The sequence below is a fragment of the Blautia sp. AF19-13LB genome (assembly GCF_003479105.1).
GTDB lineage: Bacteria > Bacillota > Clostridia > Lachnospirales > Lachnospiraceae > Fusicatenibacter > Fusicatenibacter saccharivorans.
The window spans coordinates 280,344-300,656 of sequence record NZ_QUGO01000002.1 but is presented as its reverse complement, the minus strand read 5'-3'; the positions used below and the strand labels follow the sequence as shown (position 1 = coordinate 300,656).

Annotated in this window: 18 protein-coding genes and 1 pseudogene; 17 read left to right on the top strand and 2 right to left on the bottom strand. The window is 41.5% G+C overall.

Going from position 1 to position 20,313, the window contains the following annotated elements; all coding sequences use genetic code 11:
- The first annotated feature begins 140 nt into the window (after positions 1-140).
- The 13 genes and pseudogenes from tnpA to uvrB all read left to right on the top strand — a co-directional run bounded on the left by tnpA (position 141) and on the right by uvrB (position 15,110).
- Positions 141-569: an IS200/IS605 family transposase gene (gene tnpA, locus DWX32_RS03660; protein WP_055226077.1), complete on the top strand. Its 429-nt coding sequence runs from the start codon at positions 141-143 to the stop codon at positions 567-569.
- A gap of 337 nt (positions 570-906) precedes the next feature.
- Complete coding sequence (locus DWX32_RS03655) at positions 907-1,134, top strand: helix-turn-helix domain-containing protein (protein ID WP_055265251.1); 228 nt, start codon at positions 907-909, stop codon at positions 1,132-1,134.
- A gap of 543 nt (positions 1,135-1,677) precedes the next feature.
- Positions 1,678-2,910, top strand: a pseudogene (locus tag DWX32_RS20705) (ATP-binding protein).
- A 314-nt stretch (positions 2,911-3,224) separates the two neighbouring features.
- The gene (locus tag DWX32_RS03640) at positions 3,225-4,220 is read left to right on the top strand and encodes a LacI family DNA-binding transcriptional regulator (protein WP_055265137.1); all 996 of its coding nucleotides are present in this window, start codon (positions 3,225-3,227) and stop codon (positions 4,218-4,220) included.
- A gap of 270 nt (positions 4,221-4,490) precedes the next feature.
- A complete protein-coding gene (locus tag DWX32_RS03635) occupies positions 4,491-5,600 on the top strand; it encodes a glycoside hydrolase family 53 protein (RefSeq protein ID WP_055265135.1) in 1,110 nt (369 codons plus the stop codon).
- Positions 5,601-5,652: 52 nt separating this feature from the next.
- Complete coding sequence (locus DWX32_RS03630; RefSeq protein WP_118659283.1) at positions 5,653-6,870, top strand: sugar ABC transporter substrate-binding protein; 1,218 nt, start codon at positions 5,653-5,655, stop codon at positions 6,868-6,870.
- A 14-nt stretch (positions 6,871-6,884) separates the two neighbouring features.
- On the top strand, positions 6,885-7,799 hold the full coding sequence (locus tag DWX32_RS03625) for a carbohydrate ABC transporter permease (protein WP_055265128.1): 915 nt from the start codon (positions 6,885-6,887) through the stop codon (positions 7,797-7,799).
- A complete protein-coding gene (locus DWX32_RS03620) occupies positions 7,800-8,651 on the top strand; it encodes a sugar ABC transporter permease (protein WP_242857171.1) in 852 nt (283 codons plus the stop codon). It begins immediately after the preceding gene.
- A gap of 23 nt (positions 8,652-8,674) precedes the next feature.
- Positions 8,675-10,324, top strand: coding sequence for a glycoside hydrolase family 53 protein (locus DWX32_RS03615; protein WP_118659282.1), 1,650 nt, complete (start codon positions 8,675-8,677; stop codon positions 10,322-10,324).
- 439 nt (positions 10,325-10,763) lie between these two features.
- Positions 10,764-11,795, top strand: coding sequence for a tyrosine-type recombinase/integrase (locus DWX32_RS03610; protein ID WP_118659281.1), 1,032 nt, complete (start codon positions 10,764-10,766; stop codon positions 11,793-11,795).
- Between the two features lie 166 nt (positions 11,796-11,961).
- Entirely contained in the window at positions 11,962-12,312 is a 351-nt protein-coding gene (locus DWX32_RS03605) for a nucleotidyltransferase domain-containing protein (RefSeq protein WP_055265120.1), read from the top strand.
- Complete coding sequence (locus tag DWX32_RS03600) at positions 12,302-12,712, top strand: HEPN domain-containing protein (protein ID WP_055265118.1); 411 nt, start codon at positions 12,302-12,304, stop codon at positions 12,710-12,712. Before DWX32_RS03605 ends, DWX32_RS03600 begins: the two co-directional genes overlap by 11 nt.
- A 397-nt stretch (positions 12,713-13,109) precedes the next feature.
- Positions 13,110-15,110 carry an excinuclease ABC subunit UvrB gene (gene uvrB, locus DWX32_RS03595; protein WP_118601599.1) on the top strand — a complete coding sequence of 667 codons (2,001 nt, stop codon included), beginning with the start codon at positions 13,110-13,112 and terminating at the stop codon, positions 15,108-15,110.
- Between the two features lie 197 nt (positions 15,111-15,307).
- Here the strand turns inward: uvrB and DWX32_RS03590 are convergent, their stop codons facing one another.
- Positions 15,308-15,526, bottom strand: a complete 219-nt coding sequence (locus DWX32_RS03590) for a helix-turn-helix domain-containing protein (RefSeq protein WP_055228291.1) — start codon at positions 15,524-15,526, stop codon at positions 15,308-15,310.
- A gap of 172 nt (positions 15,527-15,698) precedes the next feature.
- On the opposite strand from DWX32_RS03590, the gene DWX32_RS03585 reads away from it, so the two are divergent.
- The gene (locus tag DWX32_RS03585; protein WP_022461735.1) at positions 15,699-16,064 is read left to right on the top strand and encodes a hypothetical protein; all 366 of its coding nucleotides are present in this window, start codon (positions 15,699-15,701) and stop codon (positions 16,062-16,064) included.
- A 77-nt stretch (positions 16,065-16,141) separates the two neighbouring features.
- On the opposite strand, the gene DWX32_RS03580 is transcribed toward DWX32_RS03585, so the two are convergent.
- Positions 16,142-16,360: a helix-turn-helix domain-containing protein gene (locus tag DWX32_RS03580; RefSeq protein ID WP_055218403.1), complete on the bottom strand. Its 219-nt coding sequence runs from the start codon at positions 16,358-16,360 to the stop codon at positions 16,142-16,144.
- Positions 16,361-16,645: 285 nt separating this feature from the next.
- Here DWX32_RS03580 and hrcA point away from each other — a divergent pair, with 285 nt between their 5' ends.
- From hrcA to dnaK, 3 genes are all read left to right on the top strand, one after another.
- Complete coding sequence (gene hrcA, locus DWX32_RS03575) at positions 16,646-17,704, top strand: heat-inducible transcriptional repressor HrcA (RefSeq protein ID WP_022461073.1); 1,059 nt, start codon at positions 16,646-16,648, stop codon at positions 17,702-17,704.
- Positions 17,705-17,753: 49 nt separating this feature from the next.
- Entirely contained in the window at positions 17,754-18,365 is a 612-nt protein-coding gene (gene grpE / locus DWX32_RS03570; RefSeq protein ID WP_442857656.1) for a nucleotide exchange factor GrpE, read from the top strand.
- A 66-nt stretch (positions 18,366-18,431) separates the two neighbouring features.
- Entirely contained in the window at positions 18,432-20,309 is a 1,878-nt protein-coding gene (gene dnaK / locus DWX32_RS03565) for a molecular chaperone DnaK (RefSeq protein WP_055228293.1), read from the top strand.
- Positions 20,310-20,313 lie beyond the last annotated feature (4 nt).

Below are 20,313 nucleotides of genomic sequence, written 5' to 3'. Positions count from 1 at the left end.
TTAAATGAAAAGTCTAATCCCCCAGCTATGCTGGGGAGAATAGAGTAGTCGGAAGTGGTGAGGATAACAAAATAAAGCCTCCTGTGATAGAATGAGAATGGTGTCGCAAGCCAAACTCAAAATCAAAGGAGGCGGTCCAAATGGACAATAAAAGTTTATCACATACTCGTTGGAAATGCCAGTATCACATTGTGTTTATTCCTAAATACCGAAAGAAGGTATTGTATGGGAGAATACGCAGAGATGTCCGAGAGATAATAGCAACTTTATGCCAGTATAAAAATGTAGAGATAATTGCAGGAGCGGTATGTATAGATCATGTACATTTAAGCGTAGCAATTCCACCAAAACTCAGAGTATCAGATTTTATGGGGTATCTGAAAGGAAAAAGCACATTAATGATTTATGACAGGCATCCTGAGCTGCAAAGTAAATGGGATAAAGCGTTTTGGGCTAGAGGATATTATGTTGAAACGATTGGCAATATAACAGATGAAGCAGTTCAAAAGTATATAAAAGAGCAAGCAGAAGAATCGAGACGAGAAGATTCGAGTAGTACCGCTTTATAGCGGGCCAGCAAAAGTGCTTGCGATACCGCCCTTTGGGGCGAGCAGTAACAATAGCCCTTTGGAGGGCTAATAATAAACCACCAGTTGAACTGGTGGTTGCTAACTTAGAGGTGTGAAAATGTTGAAGCCAGAAATCATCATCATAGATCCAATCTGTCAAAGTCTGTCACTTTTAAAGGGGTTGAGGTTGTGCCACTTAATGGCGCAGAAAAATGAATATTTATATTTTCAGATAAGCATGACACGGCTTTCTCTCTTTCAATTGAAAAGTACCATATACAGGCGTTTTTTTATTCGGCAGTATGGTAGGATAAAAAATAAAAAAGGAGTATGTACCATGAGTTTGCAGGAGCTAGTTATTATTCGTCTGAACAATATCATCAAAAAGAAAGGAATCACAGTCAATGAGGCAGCAAAGCGTTCACATATTGCTCCACCGGCACTTAAGAATATTCTTTATGGAAATGAAGAAAATATCGGTGTAGTTACTTTGTGCAAACTGTGTCAGGGACTGGAAATGACTGTTAGCGAGTTTTTTGGTGATGAAATGTTCGAAAGAAAATAAAATCGTTGATAAATGAGTTTAGATATATATAATAAAGCCGGAGCTTCAGATGAGGTTCCGGTTTTTGTTTTTTTGATAATTTGCTTTCGGATTGGAAAAATGTTTTGTGCCCGAGGCTTTAGTATGTTTTTGAGGGCTTTATATTCGTTTTTTTGTATTGGTAATAGTGTATGTTTGATTTCATTCAACGAACATAAGAGCTTTTCATTTGATATATTGTGTGCAAGACATGTATTTTTTTGACAGTGACATCAAAGCTTTTTTTACCTATAAATGAAGTGTTATCACATGTAAAATTAACAATTCCTATTTTAGTTGGCGAGCAATCATCTGAATATGTGGTAAGTTTACTTACTACATCTACTCCATGGATATTTCTTTCCGCGTTCTTGGGAGGAAGGTTACAAGGTTTGTCAGTGCGGCAATGTTTGAGCATTCTGCATAAAACGATATTACGGATGTGAAAACAATCGTTACATTAATAGTATTGTTATCGATTTCCAGAATTATGACATATAACGGAATGATAAAAGAAATAGCGACATCATTGGTTTGGTTGACTGGCTCGGAAGGGAAAATGGGCTGATTAAGGTTGTTACCGGCATCAGAAGATGTGGAAAATCCTACTTGCTGTTCAAGTTGTATTATCAATACTTGTTGGATTCCGGAGTGGATGGTTCCAGAATTATTACCGTTCCTTTGGATGATGATGATTATGAAGAACTGCGTGATAGCAAAAAACTAAGCATGTATATTAAGTAATGTGTGACAGGAGATGGTACGTGGTATGTGTTTTTGGATGAAGTTCAACTTTGTAAGGGATTTGAGGCCGTGCTCAATGGTTTGAACAGGAAGGAGAATTTGGATATCTATGTAACAGGAAGCAATTCAAAATTTTTCTCTTCGGATGTATTGACAGAGTTCCGGGGGCGCGGAGACGAAGTAAGGGTTTATCCGCTGTCTTTTTCGGAGTATATATCGGCTTATTCCGGAGACAAGTATGGTGCATGGATTGATTACTACACATATGGAGGACTTCCTCTGATTCTGAGCAGGAAAACAGATGAATTGAAATCCAAGTACCTGATTGACTTGTGTAAAGAACTGTATCTGAAGGATATTGAAGACCGATACAACTTAAGAGGCGATAATGTAATGGCTACGTTGGTCAATATCCTTGCATCAGCAGTAGGTTCTTTGACTAATCCGACAAAGCTGGCAAATACTTTCCGCAGTAATGGAATCAATGTTAGTGATAAGACTATTGGTGCGTATATTGTGTATCTTATGGACGCATTTTTTATTAGTAAAGCGGAACGCTATGACATCAGAGGGAAAAAATATATTGCGTCTCCATTTAAGTATTACTTTACAGACGTAGGACTTCGTAATGCCCAACTCAACTTTCGGCAGCAAGAAGAAAAACATATTATGGAGAACATCATTTATAATGAGTTGTTGATTCGGGGGTTCAATGTAGATGTGGGTGTTGTAGAGCATTCCGAAAGGGATGACAATGGGAAAGTCATTAGAAAAAGACTTGAGGTGGACTTCGTATGCAACCGCGGTAATCAGAGATACTATATCCAGTCTGCTTTTTCCATTCCTGACAGTGACAAAATGGAGCAGGAGAAAAATTCTCTGGTACGTATTGGAGATTCTTTTAAGAAGATCATTGTAGTGAAGGACAGAATCAAACTCTGGCGAAATGAAGAAGGTATTGTGGTAATGGGGATTATGGATTTTCTGTTGAATCCAAACAGTTTGGATTTATGATTCCGTGAGAAGAAATGAGTTTTCTGATAAAAAGTTGTATTTTTAATGATACTAGAAAGTAAACGATAAAACCGGAACTCTAAAAGGGGTTTCGGTTTTTGGTTTGATAATTTATTTGTGAATTGAAAAATGGCAAGTTTGGATATAGATATAATAGAGAGTAAACAGTGTGATAATTTAAATAATAGATCCGTCAGTTGTTCTAAAAAAGTAAGTCTATTAATTGGTCCTTTTTATGAATAGAAAAGTATGTATTGACATTTTGTAAAAAAATTAGTAAATTATTTATTGAAAAAAATAAACGGAGGTTACTTATGGCGACAATTAAAGACATTGCACAACAGGTTGGTGTTTCAACCGCTACAGTGTCCCGGGTTTTGAATTATGATGAGACAATTTCTGTTACAGATGACACTAGAGATGCAATTTTTGAAACCGCAGAGCGCCTGAATTATAAGAAAAAGGTCATATACCCCAAAATAGAAAATGTATCCTTACTATTTTGGACTTCTAATCAGGAAGAATTAGAAGATATTTATTATAGTTCTATTTGTAAAGAAATGAAAAAACAGGCGGAAATGAGAAATGTGCAGATTGCAATCATTACAAAGAAACAGGGGATTGGGGCAGTTCCAAAGAATTCCAAGGCTTTTATTGGAATTGGATGGTTTTCGCAAAGAGAAATCAATGTTTTGAAAGAGATTACGAACCAGGGAGTGTTTGTTGACACATCACCAGATGAGAGTTTTTTTGATTCGGTACGCCCTAATCTGGATTCTATTGTAACTCAGATTGTGGATTTCTTTTATAAGAAAGGGCATAAGAATATTGGATTCGTAGGTTCGTCCGATTATGATATTAATTCGTTCGAGAGGGTAATGGATGTACGTGAATGGTCTTTTACAGAGAGTGTGAAATATTATGGTCTTTTTGATAAGAAGAAGATCTATATTTCAGAGGCCCTTAGTGTAGAGGAAGGATACCGTATTGGAATTAAAATGATTGAGGAACTAAAGAATGATCTTCCAACTGCTATTTGTGTGGCAAGCGATACACTGGCGGTAGGATTGTTGCAGGCATTTAATGAAAGAGGAATTTTGATACCCAAGCGAACGGAAATATTTAGTATCAATGATATTAATGTTGCTCAATATGTGTCCCCCCCATTGACAACTTTTCATATTGATATTCCTGCTATGTGTGAAAGTACGCTTGATCTCTTGTATGAACGTGTAATTAAAAAAAGAGAAATCACGAAAACTGTATATATTAATGGGAAACCAGTGTTCCGCCGTAGCTGTGTTAATTAAACGCTGAAGGGATTTGAAATAGGATAAAACCATTTCATTTGTAACTAGTGTTATCAGATGAAATGGTTTTTTGTTTAGGAAAGTAAATTTATTTGTAGAAAAAAGCCCCCCATTTTTGTGAAAAATGCCCAAAAAAGAAAAAAGCTTTTTTCTTTTTTATAATTGATTGACAGATAAGTAAAATGTTGCTATTATATGGATAAATAATTTACCTATATATAGGGAAATAAATAATCAAAATAATAGTAAATAAATTAACAAGGAGAGAATATGGAATTTATAAAGGGAATGGACATATCAATGCTGCCGGAATTGGAGGATGCGGGCGTCACATATTACGATAATGGAAACCCGGAAGAGCTTTTAAGTGTTTTGCAAAAAAATGGGGTAAATGCCATTCGGCTTCGAATCTGGAACGACCCATATGATGTAAATCATTGTCCCTATGGTGGTGGAACAAATGATATTCAGGCTGTTTTAAATATTGCACAGAGAATCCGGGACAAAGGAATGTATTTTTTACTTGATTTTCATTATAGTGATTTTTGGACCGATCCGAAGAAACAAATAAAACCTAAAATGTGGAGGGACTTGTCAGGAGAAAAGCTGGGTTCTGCTATTTACCAGTATACGGAAACGGTACTCAGAGAACTAAAAGAAAAAGGTCTGGCACCAGATATGGTACAGGTTGGAAATGAGATTACGAATGGTTTTGTATGGCCGGAAGGTCAGCTTGACACGTATCTGTATCTGGAGGAAAAACAGCCGGAAAGAAAATATGAAAAAATGTTTTCATTGTTAAATAAGGGAATACAGGCAGTAAGAGATGTTGACAGTGGAATGAAAATTGTTCTGCACTTGGATTTTGGGGGAGATAATGGATTGTATCGTGAATGGTTTGATGCGGCAGAATTATACAATGTGGATTATGATGTGATCGGCTTGTCATACTATCCTTACTGGCATGCTTCTTTGGAAAAGTTAGAAAGTAATATCTGTGATATCAGTCAGCGTTATCAGAAAGATATTTTGGTTGTAGAAACTGCATATGGATTTACTCTTGAAGGGGAAGAGGACTGCAGTCTGGTTTTTACTCGGGAGTGCGAAAATCAGGGGGGATATCCGGCAACTCCAGAAGGACAGGCGGAGTTCCTGAAGGATTTAATTACATGTATCAGGAAGGTTCCGGAGAACAGGGGAAAAGGATTTTTCTATTGGGAGCCTGCATGGATTCCCGGGAATGGTACTACATGGGCGACTTTAGAAGGTCAGGAATATACAGGTGACAGGGCGCCGGTTGGAAATACATGGGCAAATCAGGCTTTATTTGATTATAAAGGAAATGTACTTCCGGGGCTGGCAATGCTTAAGGAGATTTAATTTGCAAATTAAATAATATATGGCTCTATAAAGCCGGAAAGAGAGGAAAAGAATGAAGAAAAAAGGTGTTGTGTGCTTACTGATGGGACTATCAATGATGATAGGTGCTTTGTCAGGCTGTGGGGGAAATAAGGAGGAATCCTCTGCTGAAACTGATTCAGGTTCAGTTGTTATCTGGACGAATCTGGAAAATGAAGCGGAAACTTTAAAGGAATATGCGGAAAAATGGGAAGCGGAAACAGGTAATAAGGTTGAAGTGATTCATGAAACCGCCGATATCCAGCAGTTTGCCCAGGCTGTAAAGAGTGCGGACGGTCCGGATGGAATCTATGGAATTGCAAATGACCAGCTTGCCAATTATATTGATGCGGGACTTGTGCAGGAAGTGCCGGAAGAGGTTTATAAGGATGAGGATTATGTTGCGGCTGCAGTACAGGCATGCTATGCAGAGGGTAAACGTTATGGGGTACCAGTGGCAGTTGAAACGAATGCTTTGTTTTATAACACAGATAAGATTAAAGAATTACCGGCAACTTGGGAAGAATTGCTGGAAGTGGCGAAAGAACAGGGAGGAATTCAGTTTGAAGCTTCCAGTATTTACTATGATTTAGGCTTTTTGCGGGCGTATGACAGCTATATCTTTAAATATGAAGATGGTAATTATGATGTGGAAGACATTGGTCTGGGAAAAGAAGAGGCTATAAAGGCTTATACATTTATCAATCAATTGGCATCAGATTACCAGTTTATTACCTCTGATATTACCAGTGATACTGCGAAGAGTAATTTTCAGAATGGCGTAACAGCATTTTATATTGGCGGTCCATGGGATATTGATGGTTTGAACAGTGCGGGTACGCCGTTTGCTGTTGCCCCTATGCCTCAGTTGAATGGAAAAAATTTTGTTACACCGGTTGGAACTCAGGTTGGTTTTGTAAGCTCAAAATCTGACAGTCAGGATATTGTCTGGGAATTCTATCAATATCTGATGGAAAATTCTGCACAGGACCTTTATGCGGCGGGAGGCAGGATACCTGCTCAGCTTGCAGCACAGGAAGCGATTGAAAAGGATGAGGCTACAGAAAGCTTTATCACGCAGATTTCTTATGGGGAGCCTTTACCTACTGCATCGGAGATGGGGCAGGTATGGACACCATTTGCGGATAATATGAAATTGATGTTTAACGGACAGGTTACACCGGAACAGGCGGCAGAATATATTGAAACTCAGGTGGCAGAAGGGATTGATATGATGAATTCAGGTAAGTAAGGAGATGAATCAATATGCACAAAAATAAGAAAAAAACAAATATTGCATATGCATTTATCGCTCCGGCTTTGATTTCAATATCGATTTTTACAGTGCTGCCGATTGTATATACAATTTTTATATCATTTACAAATTATAATATGTATCATCTGGATGATTTTAGTGTAGTAGGAATCACAAATTATCTGGACGTTATTCGGGGAAGTATTAGCGAGGTATTTTTCCCTGTGCTTGGTTGGACATTGGTTTTTGCGGCGCTAAGTACCGTAGGCTCTTATCTGATTGGTATGGGGTTGGCAGTACTTTTGAATAATCCACATATGCGCGAAGCCAAGATATACAAGTCACTTTTAATCGTACCATGGGCTCTTCCTGCTACGATAGCAATTTTGGCTTGGCAGGGTCTTTTGAATGAACAGTACGGTGGAATTAATAATCTGCTTCATATGGTTGGAATCTCTGGTATTCCTTGGATGACCAATGTATTCTGGGCACGGTTTGGGATTATTATAGTCAATCTATGGCTTGGGTTTCCGTATATGCTGAATGTATGCTTGGGAGGACTGCAGTCTATAGAACCTACATTTTATGAAGCGGCAAGGATTGATGGAGCGACAAAGTGGCAGTGCTTCAGGGAGATTACATTTCCTGTGATTACCCGATTGTCCATTCCTCTGATTGTATCCACATTTGCTTCCAATTTTAATAATTTTGGAAATATATATATGATTACTCAGGGTGGACCGGCAAGACCAGGTTCCCAATTTGCGGGCAGTACGGATATTCTGGCAAGTACAATTTATAAGATGACTACATGGTCAAATCGTTATGAACTGTCTGCAACATTAAGCGTGATTTCCTTCTTGATTGTTGGAACACTGACCTTAATTAATCTAAATATGTCAGGTGCATTTAAGGAGGTGGATTAAGTGAAAAAGTTGGAAAAAGAATCATTGAAAAATGGGGAACGTACTACATTATGGCTCAGCAGGATTGTTATCTGGGTGGTAATTATGGTAGTAATGTTTCCGGCATTGTGGATTATCATGGCTTCTTTTTCGAAAGGAGACAGTTTCTTCATGACATCTCTGATCCCTGAGCAGTTAGGAGTAGGAAACTATGTAAGTTTGTTTAAAGAAACAGATTTCATGTTGTGGGTGCTTAATTCCCTGAAACTTTGCCTTATTGTAGCGATAATCCAGTTGATTTTAACAAGTTTGGCAGCATACGCTTTTTCCAGAATGCGTTTTCCGGGAAAATCAAAAGGTCTTATGGCCTTGTTGGTGTTGCAGGTATTTCCGAACAGTATGGCATTAGCAGGATATTACATATTGATTTACAAATTTGGTTTGGCGGATAACTTTTTAGCGATTATTTTTGTGCTTGCAGCGGGCAGTGCATTTAATATATGGCTTTTAAAATCTTATATGGATGGAATTTCAAAAGAGTTGGATGAGGCAGCTTTTGTTGATGGCGCGGATCATTTTACTACATTTTTGAAAATTGTTCTTCCGCTTACAACACCGGAACTGGTGGTTATCTTTTTGTTCTCATTCATTGGTACCTATAGTGAATATGTGATCAGTTCTGTGTTTTTACAGTCACCAAAGAATTTTACTCTTGCAATTGGATTGCAATCCTTTATTACAAATCAATTTGCAGCACATTGGACATTGTTTGCAGCAGCGGCAGTATTAGCATCACTTCCAATTATGTTAATCTTTATGCTGTTACAAAAATATATTCAAAATGGGTTAACCGCGGGCGGCGTCAAGGGTTAATTGAAAAAGGAAGGAGAGCGTGTATGAAAAGAAATATAGTTAGTAAAGCCATAATGGGACTTGCACTTGGTCTTATGGTGCTTGCTGGAACTCAAAATGAAGTCAAGGCTGAACGGTCAAATGCTGATTATTCTGATTTTATTCGAGGTGCTGATGTGTCTATGCTTAAAGACATCGAAGATCTGGGTGGAGAGTTTTATGACAATGGAGTGAAAAAAGATGCTTTAGAAATTATGAAGAATCATGGCGCAAACTACGTACGGTTAAGATTATGGGTAGATCCGTATGATAGTGAAGGTAACAGCTATGGTGGAGGAAGTAACGACTTTAATACTACGTTGTATCTTGCAAAACGTGCGCAGGAGAAAGGGATGAAAGTACTTATTGATTTTCATCTTAGTGATTATTGGGCAGATCCTGGTACACAGTCAAAACCAAAAGCATGGGAGAATTTATCTTATGATGAATTAAAAACTACACTATATAACTATATGAAGAATACATTGAATGATTTCAAGAATCAGGGTGTCGTTCCGGATATGGTTCAGGTTGGAAATGAAACATCTTCCGGTATTCTTTGGGATGAAGGAAAAATAGGAGGAGATTATACTGACTTTACCCAGCTTGCAGAACTGCTGAATCAGGCAATTAGTGGTGTTCGGGCATCTGTTGGAAATCAAACGAAAATAGTTTTGCATTTGGATAATGGTGGAAATAATTCTTTGTACCGCTGGTGGTTTGATGGAGTAACCGGATGTGGTTTTGATTTGGATTTTGATATTATTGGTCTGACCTATTATCCTATGTGGCATGGAACAATGGATGATTTGCAATACAATTTGAATGATATTAGTGCGCGTTATAATAAAGATGTAATGATCGTGGAAACTGCATATGCATTCACATTGGCTGATGGCGACGGATTGGGAAGTTCCTTTAGCCCGCAGGATGAAGAAATTGGCGGCTATCCGGCATCTGTACAAGGTCAGAAAGATTTTATGAGCGATCTGGAATCGGTAATCTTAAATGTGCCTGGAAATCGTGGACTTGGTTTCTTCTATTGGGAACCGGAATGGATACCGGTAGAGGGAGCATATTGGGGAACTGAGGCAGGAAAAGAATATATAGAGGATAACGGTATCTTATCCAATCCTTGGGATAACCTCGCGCTTTTTGATTTTAATGGAAACACATTGGAATCTATTGATATATTCCAGACACCTGAGCAGAATCTGGTAACTAACCCAGGTTTTGAGATCGATGGTTATACTAATAGTCCTACAGGTTGGAATGTATGGCTTGATGATGGCGTAAATGGTGAAACGGTAAAAACAGAGGGCAACGGATTTGATGGAAATTACAAATTGTCTTTCTGGAATGAATCTGCTTATGGATGCTCAATCTATCAGACCGTAACAGGACTTGAGAATGGCACATATACATTGTCTGCGTGGGTTATGACGAATGCCAATCAGACCGTGAATCAGCTTTATGTAAAAAATTACGGTGGTGAAGAGATGAATCAGACTTTGCCAGTTAGCGATTTGGGCTGGAATAAAGTTGTTATTGACAATATCCAGATTACAAATGGACAATGTGAATTAGGTATCTATAGTATTGCTAATGGTGGAGACTGGTGTAATATTGATAACGTGATGCTGCGTAAAAAATAATATAAAAAGTAAAGCAATGTGAAAATTTGAACGATCGACTAATGTAAAGTTCGATGAGTTTATTGTATCTTGGCAGACAGTTTAGCCGCTCAAACTGTCTGCCATTATTTTGATATTTGATTTGGAAACCTATGGAGCGAGATTAATATAAAGACGATATATGAAGAGGGAAACGCAAATTTTTGATAAGCAGTTTTATCTTCTAATTATACAATATGGTAAATGTTAAAACCGGAGCTTTAGATAGAGTTCTGGTTTTTTACTTTTTCGATAAGTTGTTTTCGGATTGAAAAAAGGTTTTACGTCCGAGGCTTTAGTATATTTTTTTAGAACATACCAGCAGAAAGTCAGATGATTTTATTCGTGTATTTCATAGAAGGCGATCTATTAAGTAAAATCCGTAGTTATGGTACACTATACGAAAAACGGAGGATAAGGTATGAATTTAAAGGAGAAAGTAGAAGTATATTTAGAATATTGTGAATTTAGGAAAGAGCTTGACAAAAAGACTTTGAAGGCTTATCGGATTGATTTACGTCAGTATTTTGAATTTGTTGCATGTGTGGAGCCTGGGAAAGAAAAAATAGAAGAATATATCACGGGTCTGCATAAAAAATATAAGCACAAAACAGTAAAGCGGAAAATTGCATCAATCAAAGCATATTATAATTATTTGGAAGAGGAAGAAATCATTGCAGAAAATCCATTGAGAAAAATAAAGGTTAAATTTAAGGAAACAGTAATCCTCCCACGTACAATTCCCAGAGAGGAAATTGAGCAAATCTTGAATTATATGTATAAGTGTTTGGATGAGTCTGATAAATCTGCGTATAAATTCCGGTTACGAGATATAGCGGTGGTGGAAACCTTTTTTGCAACAGGGGCAAGAGTATATGAGATCTCAAACATTCGCGAAGATAGCATTAATTTGAATACAGGATTGATAAGGCTCATGGGAAAGGGGGGAAAAGAGAGATATGTCCAGATTAGTAACACTTCAGTCCTAGAAACCTTGAAAAAATATTATGCCGAAAATGTACAGGCAATCAAGAAGAGCGGATACTTTTTTGTGAATAGAAGAGGAAATAGATTTACGGAGCAATCAATGCGCTTGATGCTGAAAAAATATACGAAACTGGTGGGAATTGAAAGGAATATAACGCCACATATGTTTAGACATACATACGCAACGCTTCTAATGAAGAATGATATAAACCAGAAAGCGGTAGCCGCTGCGCTGGGGCATTCAAAATCAATCATTACGGTGGACACTTATACGGATATACAGGCGATTATTGCAGATTGTGTTCAGGAGATTGTTATAGTAGAAGATGAAAGCGTAACAGCAGAAGATGATGCAGAGCAGGAAAGCAAAGAGGAAGCTGCGCCGGTAATCATTGTGTACGATTATTCGGATGTGACAGAGATGGATGATATTGCAGAATGGTATTTGGAGGAAGAGGTAGCTTAGGCTATCTCTTCTTTTTGGAGAAATAAGTTTATATATTTTTAGAAATGTTAAATGATTATAGTGGTCTGATAACAGGTCAAAAAATGAAAATACTGTGTGCATTGTTTTTTTGCAGCAAGTTGGTTATAATGTTATTAAGAATAATTAGGAAAGGTGGGGCAGACGGATGGAAAAATTGCAGGATATAGAATTGAAAAAGATATTGACGGAATTGGCAGATATGTTACAGAAAGTATATCAAGAAAAACTGAAAGCAGTAATTTTATATGGGTCTGTTGCACGTGGAACAGCTACCGATGAGTCGGATATAGATATTATGGTTCTTGTGGATGGAACTGATCAGGAATTAAGGATGTTTGAAGATAAACTGAGCGATGTTTCAACGGATATTTCGATAAAGTATTTTAAGGTTTTTTCAATTATTGATGTCAGTTACCAAGAATATATGACGTGGATGACAATTTCTCCATTTTATAGAAATGTGTCCGAGGAAGGAGTGGTTCTGTATGCAGCTTGATGTAAAAACTCTTTCAGAATATCGCTTCGCTCGTGCCAAAGAAGATATGGAAGCGGCTGTAAGCAATCACCGGTCAGGATTTTATAAGGTTGCGATAAACAGATCATATTATGCAATCTTTCACGCGATTAGGGCGGTAAATATTCTGGGAGGCTTTGATGCTTCGAAGCATAGTTCTGTAATTGCTCATTTTAATCAGGTTTATGTGCATGGAGGAAAGTTCGATAGGGGTACATATAAACTGATAGACAGTGCATACCGCATTAGAGAAAAATGTGACTACTCAGATTTCTTTATTGCATCAAAAGAGGACTCGGAAAATCAGATTTGCAATGCAAAAGAATTTCTTAATAGAGTAGAGAACTTTTTGCAGGCAGAAGGAAAAAATGAAATGTTATAGAGATAGAGAACCGTTTGCTTTTCACGCAGGCGGTTTTTTATTTTGTTAAAAACATAGTAGTAATTATAGATTGGTCTTGTGTTTATATTTCTTTTTTGCTACAATGAGAAAAGAACAGATGTTCGCAAGCAAGAATTGAATATTTATACAATCAGATGCATAAGCTGACAAAGAAAATTTAGGATTGTACCTTTATAATTATGTTGTTTTGTGCTATTCTGTTTTGAAGAATGACTGGGCGTTATGGTAAGTGACGCCCAGTCAAAAAAAATATTTTTAGTGACTTTATTCGTGTAATTGCCATTTTGACTAAAAAAAATAAAGGCCATTACACGAATTTTGACCTCAAATTACACGAATTTTCTGGTTGATACTAGTCGTATCGGGAGGTATTGAAGTGGAAAACGAACAGAAAAAGTTTAAATTAGTGTCAGATTATCAGCCGACCGGAGACCAGCCGCAGGCAATCGAAACCCTTGTCAAAGGGTTCCGGGAAGGCAACCAATGCCAGACTTTACTAGGGGTTACGGGCTCTGGCAAGACTTTTACGATGGCGAATGTGATCCAGCAGTTGAACAAGCCGACTTTGATTATTGCGCACAATAAGACGTTGGCGGCGCAGCTTTACGGAGAATTCAAAGAATATTTCCCGGAAAACAGCGTCGAATACTTTGTCTCCTACTACGACTACTACCAGCCGGAGGCTTACGTGCCGTCTTCGGATACGTATATTGCGAAGGACTCTGCGCGGAACGATGAGATTGATAAGCTGCGGCTTTCCGCGACTTCTGCACTGAGTGAGCGGAACGATGTCATTGTGGTTTCCAGTGTTTCGTGTATCTATGGAATCGGAAGCCCGAAGGACTACATGGAGATGATTATTTCGCTCCGCCCGGGAATGGAAAAGGACCGGGACGATGTGATCCGGCAGTTGATTGATATTCAGTATGACCGGAATGATATGGATTTCCACCGCGGTACGTTCCGCGTGCGCGGTGATGTATTGGAGATTTTTCCGGCGGAAGAGACGGACAAGGCGGTGCGCGTCGAGTTCTTCGGGGATGAGATTGACCGTCTGGTGCAGATCGATACGCTGACGGGTGAAATCTTATGTGAACTGAACCATATCGCAATCTTTCCGGCCTCCCACTACGTTGTGCCGATGGACACGATCCTGAAAGCAACAGGCGAGATTGAAAAGGATATGGAAGAGCAGGTGAAGTTCTTCAAGCACGAGGGAAAACTGATCGAGGCCCAGCGCATCGAGGAGCGGACCAATTTCGATATTGAGATGCTCAAAGAAACCGGCATCTGTTCCGGCATCGAAAACTATTCGCGTTACCTCTCCGGATTAAAGCCAGGCGAGCCGCCCTACACACTGATGGACTATTTCGGAGATGATTTCCTCATCATCGTGGATGAGTCGCATAAGACTGTTCCGCAGATCCGCAGCATGTATGCCGGCGACCAGTCGCGGAAATCGACGCTGGTGGACTATGGATTCCGTCTGCCGTCCGCAAAAGACAACCGCCCGTTGAACTTCGGCGAGTTCGAGGACCGGATCGATCAGATCCTCTTCGTATCTGCCACGCCGGGCGACTACGAGGCAGACCACGAGCTGCTGCGCGCCGAACAGATCATCCGCCCGACCGGCCTTCTCGACCCGGATGTCGAGGTGCGCCCGGTGGAGGGACAGATCGACGATCTGATTTCGGAAGTAAAGAAAGAAACTGAAAAACACAACAAAGTTCTCGTGACGACGCTGACGAAGCGTATGGCAGAGGATCTGACCGACTATATGAAAGAGGCCGGCATCCGCGTGCGCTACCTGCACTCCGATATCGACACCCTGGAACGGACCGAGATCATCCGTGATATGCGTCTCGATGTCTTCGATGTGCTCGTCGGCATCAACCTTCTGCGTGAGGGTCTCGACATCCCGGAAATTACACTCGTGGCGATCCTGGATGCCGATAAAGAAGGTTTCCTGCGTTCCGAAACCTCCCTGATCCAGACCATCGGCCGTGCCGCGCGAAACAGCGAGGGCCATGTTATCATGTACGCCGATGTGATGACCGATTCCATGCGACTCGCGATCGACGAGACGAAGCGCCGCCGTGCCCTGCAGGAAGCCTACAACAAAGAACACGGCATCACTCCGACCACCATCAAAAAAGCCGTCCGCGATCTCATCAGCATTTCGAAAGAAGTGGCAAAGACAGAAGAAAAGATGGAAAAAGACCCGGAGTCCATGAGCCGCGAAGAACTGGAAAAACTGATCGGCCAGGTACAGAAACAGATGAAAGCCGCTGCCGCCGAACTCAACTTCGAAATGGCCGCCGAGCTGCGTGACAAAATGATCACACTGAAGAAGAGCCTGGATGACATGGAAGAATAAAAAAGAAGAAAAGAGCATGAAAAAAAGCGTGCCGGAAAAGCGACAGAAAACTTTCCGGCACGCTTTTTTGCGTCCGATTTTGATTCCTTCTTGTTCAGAATTGACGCAAAATAAGAATACCATTATAATATAAAATACGACCAAACGGTCGTATCAAAACGAAAAACACAAAAATAAAAAAGACAACAATAAAAAAATTAATCGCCGAATTTTCTCTTTTTACTGGAGACACTCAGCAGATAGTCGACCGAGCAGTCATAGAACCGTGCAAGCCGGATCACATAGTCGATCGGGATGTCGCGGATTCCTTTTTCGTAGCGGGAATAGACGTCGCGGTTGCATTCGAGCAGGGCAGAAATCTCTTTGATGGTGAGATCCTGATCGATCCGCATATCTTCAATTCTCTGGTATTTCATACGTTGTACCATCCTTTCAGATTCAAACCCATACTACCAAACGGTTGGATGGACAAAGTTAAATCAGATCATATGGTCGCAAATTGGAGAATGGGGCGGGAGAGAGAAACGGCGGGTGAAGACAGCCTGTGCAGAAAACAGAAAAATATGTACGGCAGAAATGGGGGAACGAATGGGAAAAGCAGAAAGAATAGAAATAGAAGATTTTGTCCAGAATATAGTGGAACGGATGGAGACGCCGGAAGCGTTTGAAAAAATGATCAGCCGGGAGGAAGAATGCGAAGCGCAGGGGCAGGAGAGCCGTCTGAGGGATGTGCTGAAGAAAGAATGGCCGGTGGACGAAAAGGGAGAGCGCATCTATCAGATCACTAATATATATGAAGAAAAAGCAGAAGAACTCCTCATTGTAGAACTGTATACCGGCATCCACCTGGAAAACGGAGTCCCGTGCGGGCATTTTACGCTGTATCTCTGCGGGGAGCCGGACGGATGGAAACTCAGCGAAACGCGGATGATGGAATATCTGCAGAATCTGTAAACGAAAAAGCAAAACAGGGAGGACAGGGAAAAGAAAAACTGTCCTCCTGCTTTTGCTGCGGCGGAGACACCGGAAAGTCAGGATCCATACGGCCGCTTCTCATCGCTGATGCCGACCAGATAATCCAGACTGACCTGATACAGCTCCGCCAGACGGATGGCAATGGAGATCGGCAGCTGCCGGACGCCTTTTTCATATCGGGTATACACATCGCGGTTGCAGCCGAGATAGTCGGCAACCTGGCGGATCGTCAGATCGTGGTCCGTGCGCAGATCCTCCAGTCTCTGATATTTCATGATTCATCACCTCTGAAAAAAATGCTACTAAATGGTCGTATCAAAATGGCAGAATCCTACCATACGGCTATAGCGCCTTTGAAACAGTAGAATGCAATAAAAAAGAAAAGTCAGATTCCTTTTCAGAAAGAAAACGGTTTATACTTTTTTCACAATTTCTTCATAGAAAAACCGGGAAAAGGTGTTGACAAACAAAAGGCAGAGTGCTATCTTAAGAGCATAGATGTTAGCACTCCACTAAAACGAGTGCTAACAGGACTATACAACAGGAAGGAGCTTATCTTAGTGGATACAGAATTGGATGAAAGAAAAAGAAAAATATTAAAAGCGATCATCCAGACGTATCTGGAAACGGGCGAGCCGGTCGGCTCAAGAACGATTTCCAAATACACGGATTTGAATTTAAGCTCCGCCACAATCCGGAATGAAATGTCCGATCTGGAAGAGATGGGTTACATCTTACAGCCCCACACTTCCGCAGGACGCATTCCTTCCGATAAAGGCTACCGCCTCTATGTAGATGAGCTGATGCGGGAAAAAGAACAGGAAGTTGCAGACATCAAAAACATGGTCATTGAAAAAACAGACCGAATGGAAAAAGTTCTGCAGCAGGTTGTCAAAGTCCTCGCTTCATCTACCAACTATGCAACGTTGATTACAGGACCGGAATATCACAGAAATAAAGTGAAATTCATCCAGCTCTCAAAAGTCAATGAAGAGCAGCTCCTGGCCGTCATCGTCGTAGAAGGCAACCTGGTGAAAAACCAGATGATCGACCTCGACGAGACCATCAACGATGAACAGATATTAAAGCTGAACCTGCTTCTGAACACACAACTCAATGGCCTGACCATTGAAGAAATCAATCTTGGCATGATCAAGAAGATGAAAGAGCAGGCAGGCATCCACTCCGGCATCATCAGCAAAGTGGTCGATACCGTAGCGGAAGCCATCGCAGTCAGCGAAGAAGATGTGCCGGTGTACACCAGCGGCGCAACCAACATTTTCAAGTACCCTGAGCTTTCCGACAGCAGCAAAGCCAGCCAGCTGATCTCCACATTCGAGGAACGGCAGAAACTGGTCGATATGATCAAAGGAGCTGCCGAGGAGCAGGACGGAGAGGAAAATACCGGTATTCAGGTATACATCGGAAATGAATCTTCGATGGAACCCTTACGGGACTGCAGCGTGGTCACCACCACATACGATATGGGAAACGGTATGCGCGGAACAATCGGTATCGTGGGACCAAAGCGGATGGATTACGAAAATGTGGTAGATAACCTGAAAACATTAAAAGTTCAACTGGACGCCGTCTTCAAAAAGCCGGACACAGGTGAGTAGAAAGGTGGAATGATCAGTGAGCGAAGAAAATAGAAAGAAAGAGGAAACCATGGAAGAACCTACACGCGAGATGGAAAAAGAAACCGGAGCAGAGACCGATCTGCCGGAAACCGAACCGGCTGCGGAGCAGGAAGAAGCAAAGAAAGCAGCAGAGGCAAAAGAAGCGGAAGCTGCAGAAGAAACTGCTGAGGATGGCAAAGAACGAAAGTTCTTCAAAAAGAAAAAAGATAAAAAAGATGAGAAAATCGAAGAGCTGACTGACCGCCTGACCCGTCAGATGGCAGAGTTCGATAACTTCCGCAAACGCACCGAAAAAGAAAAAACAAATATGTATGCCATTGGAGCAAAAGACATCATCGAGAAGATTCTTCCGGTTGTTGACAGCTTCGAGCGCGGACTTGCAACGGTGGAAAACCCGGAGGAAGATCCGTTCGCAGACGGCATGAATAAAGTATACAAACAGTTTACCACAGCACTCGATGAACTCGGTGTAACCGTGATCGAGGCCGTTGGAAAGGAATTCGATCCGAACCTGCACAACGCAGTGATGCATGTGGAGGATGAGGAAGCCGGCGAGAACATCGTCGTAGAAGAGTTCCTGAAGGGCTACATGTACAAAGGTTCCGTAGTCCGTCACAGTATGGTCAAGGTGGCTAACTAAGCCTTGAAGATAAATAAATAGAAATTAAACCATTTTTTAGCATAATTCATTGAGGAGGAAACAACAATGGGCAAAATTATTGGTATTGACTTAGGAACAACAAACAGCTGTGTAGCCGTTATGGAAGGTGGAAAACCAACCGTTATCGCAAACGCAGAGGGTGAAAGAACAACTCCATCTATCGTAGCATTCACAAAAACAGGTGACCGTCTGGTCGGCGAGCCGGCAAAACGTCAGGCTGTAACAAACGCAGACAGAACCATCCGTTCCATCAAACGTGAGATGGGTACTGATTATAAAGTAGACATCGAAGGAAAGAAATACTCTCCGCAGGAGATCTCCGCTATGATCCTTCAGAAACTGAAAGGTGATGCAGAGAACTACCTTGGTGAGAAAGTAACAGAAGCAGTTATCACAGTTCCGGCTTACTTTAATGACGCACAGCGTCAGGCAACCAAAGATGCCGGTAAAATCGCAGGTCTTGATGTAAAACGTATCATCAACGAGCCTACCGCAGCAGCTCTGGCATACGGACTGGATAACGAGAAAGAGCAGAAGATCATGGTATACGACCTTGGAGGCGGTACCTTCGATGTTTCCATCATCGAAATCGGTGACGGTGTTATCGAAGTTCTTTCCACAGCAGGAAACAACCGTCTTGGCGGCGATGACTTCGACCAGAAAGTAACAGATTATATCCTTGCTGAGTTCAAGAAACAGGAAGGCGTAGATCTTTCCAATGATAAAATGGCTCTGCAGAGAATCAGAGAAGCAGCAGAGAAAGCAAAGAAAGAGCTTTCCAGCGCAACTACAACCAACATCAACCTGCCGTTCATCACTGCAACCGCAGATGGCCCGAAACATCTCGATATGAACCTGACAAAGGCTAAATTCGATGAGCTGACCCACGACCTGGTAGAGAAAACCGCAGAGCCGGTACAGAGAGCACTTTCTGATGCAGGCCTTCAGGCATCCGAGCTTTCCAAAGTCCTTCTGGTAGGCGGATCTACCCGTATCCCGGCTGTACAGGATAAAGTAAGACAGCTGACCGGACACGAGCCGAGCAAGAGCCTGAACCCGGATGAGTGCGTAGCACTTGGTGCTTCCGTACAGGGCGGTAAACTTGCAGGAGATGCCGGCGCAGGCGACATCCTTCTTCTGGATGTAACTCCGCTGTCTCTGTCCATCGAGACGATGGGAGGTATTGCAACTCGTCTGATCGAGCGTAACACCACAATCCCGACCAAGAAAAGCCAGATCTTCTCCACCGCAGCTGATAACCAGACAGCAGTAGATATCAACGTAGTACAGGGTGAGCGTCAGTTCGCGAAAGACAACAAATCCCTCGGCCAGTTCCGTCTGGATGGAATTCCGCCAGCAAGAAGAGGCGTTCCGCAGATCGAGGTTACCTTTGATATCGATGCCAACGGTATCGTAAATGTATCTGCAAAAGACCTGGGAACAGGAAAAGAGCAGCACATCACCATCACCGCAGGCTCTAATATGTCCGACAGCGAGATCGACAAAGCAGTCAAAGAAGCTGCTGAGTTCGAAGCTCAGGATAAGAAACGCAAAGAAGCAATCGACGCAAGAAACGATGCAGACTCTATGGTATTCCAGACCGAGAAAGCAATCGAGGAAGTCGGCGACAAGCTGGATGCAAACGATAAGACAGCAGTAGAAGCTGACCTGAACGCACTGAAAGACCTCATTGCAAAATGCAATCCGGAAGAGATGACAGATGCACAGGTAGCTGACCTGAAAGCAGCTCAGGAAAAACTGATGACAAGCGCTCAGAAACTGTTCGCAAAGCTGTATGAGCAGCAGGGCGGCGCAGCAGGCGCTGGTGCCGGAACAGCTGGTGCAGGCCCGGATATGGGAAATGCAGGAGCAGCAGGCGGCCATGACGACGATGTCGTAGACGCTGACTACAAAGAGGTTTAATTTT

Excerpts from the sequence above, each read along its gene's own strand:
- DWX32_RS03610 (WP_118659281.1), top strand. The coding sequence starts at position 10,764 with ATGAATTTAAAGGAGAAAGTAGAAGTATATTTAGAATATTGTGAATTT.
- DWX32_RS03605 (WP_055265120.1), top strand. The coding sequence starts at position 11,962 with ATGGAAAAATTGCAGGATATAGAATTGAAAAAGATATTGACGGAATTG.
- DWX32_RS03655 (WP_055265251.1), top strand. The coding sequence starts at position 907 with ATGAGTTTGCAGGAGCTAGTTATTATTCGTCTGAACAATATCATCAAA.
- tnpA (WP_055226077.1), top strand. The coding sequence starts at position 141 with ATGGACAATAAAAGTTTATCACATACTCGTTGGAAATGCCAGTATCAC.
- DWX32_RS03625 (WP_055265128.1), top strand. The coding sequence starts at position 6,885 with ATGCACAAAAATAAGAAAAAAACAAATATTGCATATGCATTTATCGCT.
- DWX32_RS03585 (WP_022461735.1), top strand. The coding sequence starts at position 15,699 with ATGGGAAAAGCAGAAAGAATAGAAATAGAAGATTTTGTCCAGAATATA.
- grpE (WP_442857656.1), top strand. The coding sequence starts at position 17,754 with ATGGAAGAACCTACACGCGAGATGGAAAAAGAAACCGGAGCAGAGACC.
- DWX32_RS03615 (WP_118659282.1), top strand. The coding sequence starts at position 8,675 with ATGAAAAGAAATATAGTTAGTAAAGCCATAATGGGACTTGCACTTGGT.
- DWX32_RS03635 (WP_055265135.1), top strand. The coding sequence starts at position 4,491 with ATGGAATTTATAAAGGGAATGGACATATCAATGCTGCCGGAATTGGAG.
- DWX32_RS03600 (WP_055265118.1), top strand. The coding sequence starts at position 12,302 with ATGCAGCTTGATGTAAAAACTCTTTCAGAATATCGCTTCGCTCGTGCC.
- DWX32_RS03640 (WP_055265137.1), top strand. The coding sequence starts at position 3,225 with ATGGCGACAATTAAAGACATTGCACAACAGGTTGGTGTTTCAACCGCT.
- DWX32_RS03580 (WP_055218403.1), bottom strand. The coding sequence starts at position 16,360 with ATGAAATATCAGAGACTGGAGGATCTGCGCACGGACCACGATCTGACG.
- dnaK (WP_055228293.1), top strand. The coding sequence starts at position 18,432 with ATGGGCAAAATTATTGGTATTGACTTAGGAACAACAAACAGCTGTGTA.
- DWX32_RS03630 (WP_118659283.1), top strand. The coding sequence starts at position 5,653 with ATGAAGAAAAAAGGTGTTGTGTGCTTACTGATGGGACTATCAATGATG.
- DWX32_RS03590 (WP_055228291.1), bottom strand. The coding sequence starts at position 15,526 with ATGAAATACCAGAGAATTGAAGATATGCGGATCGATCAGGATCTCACC.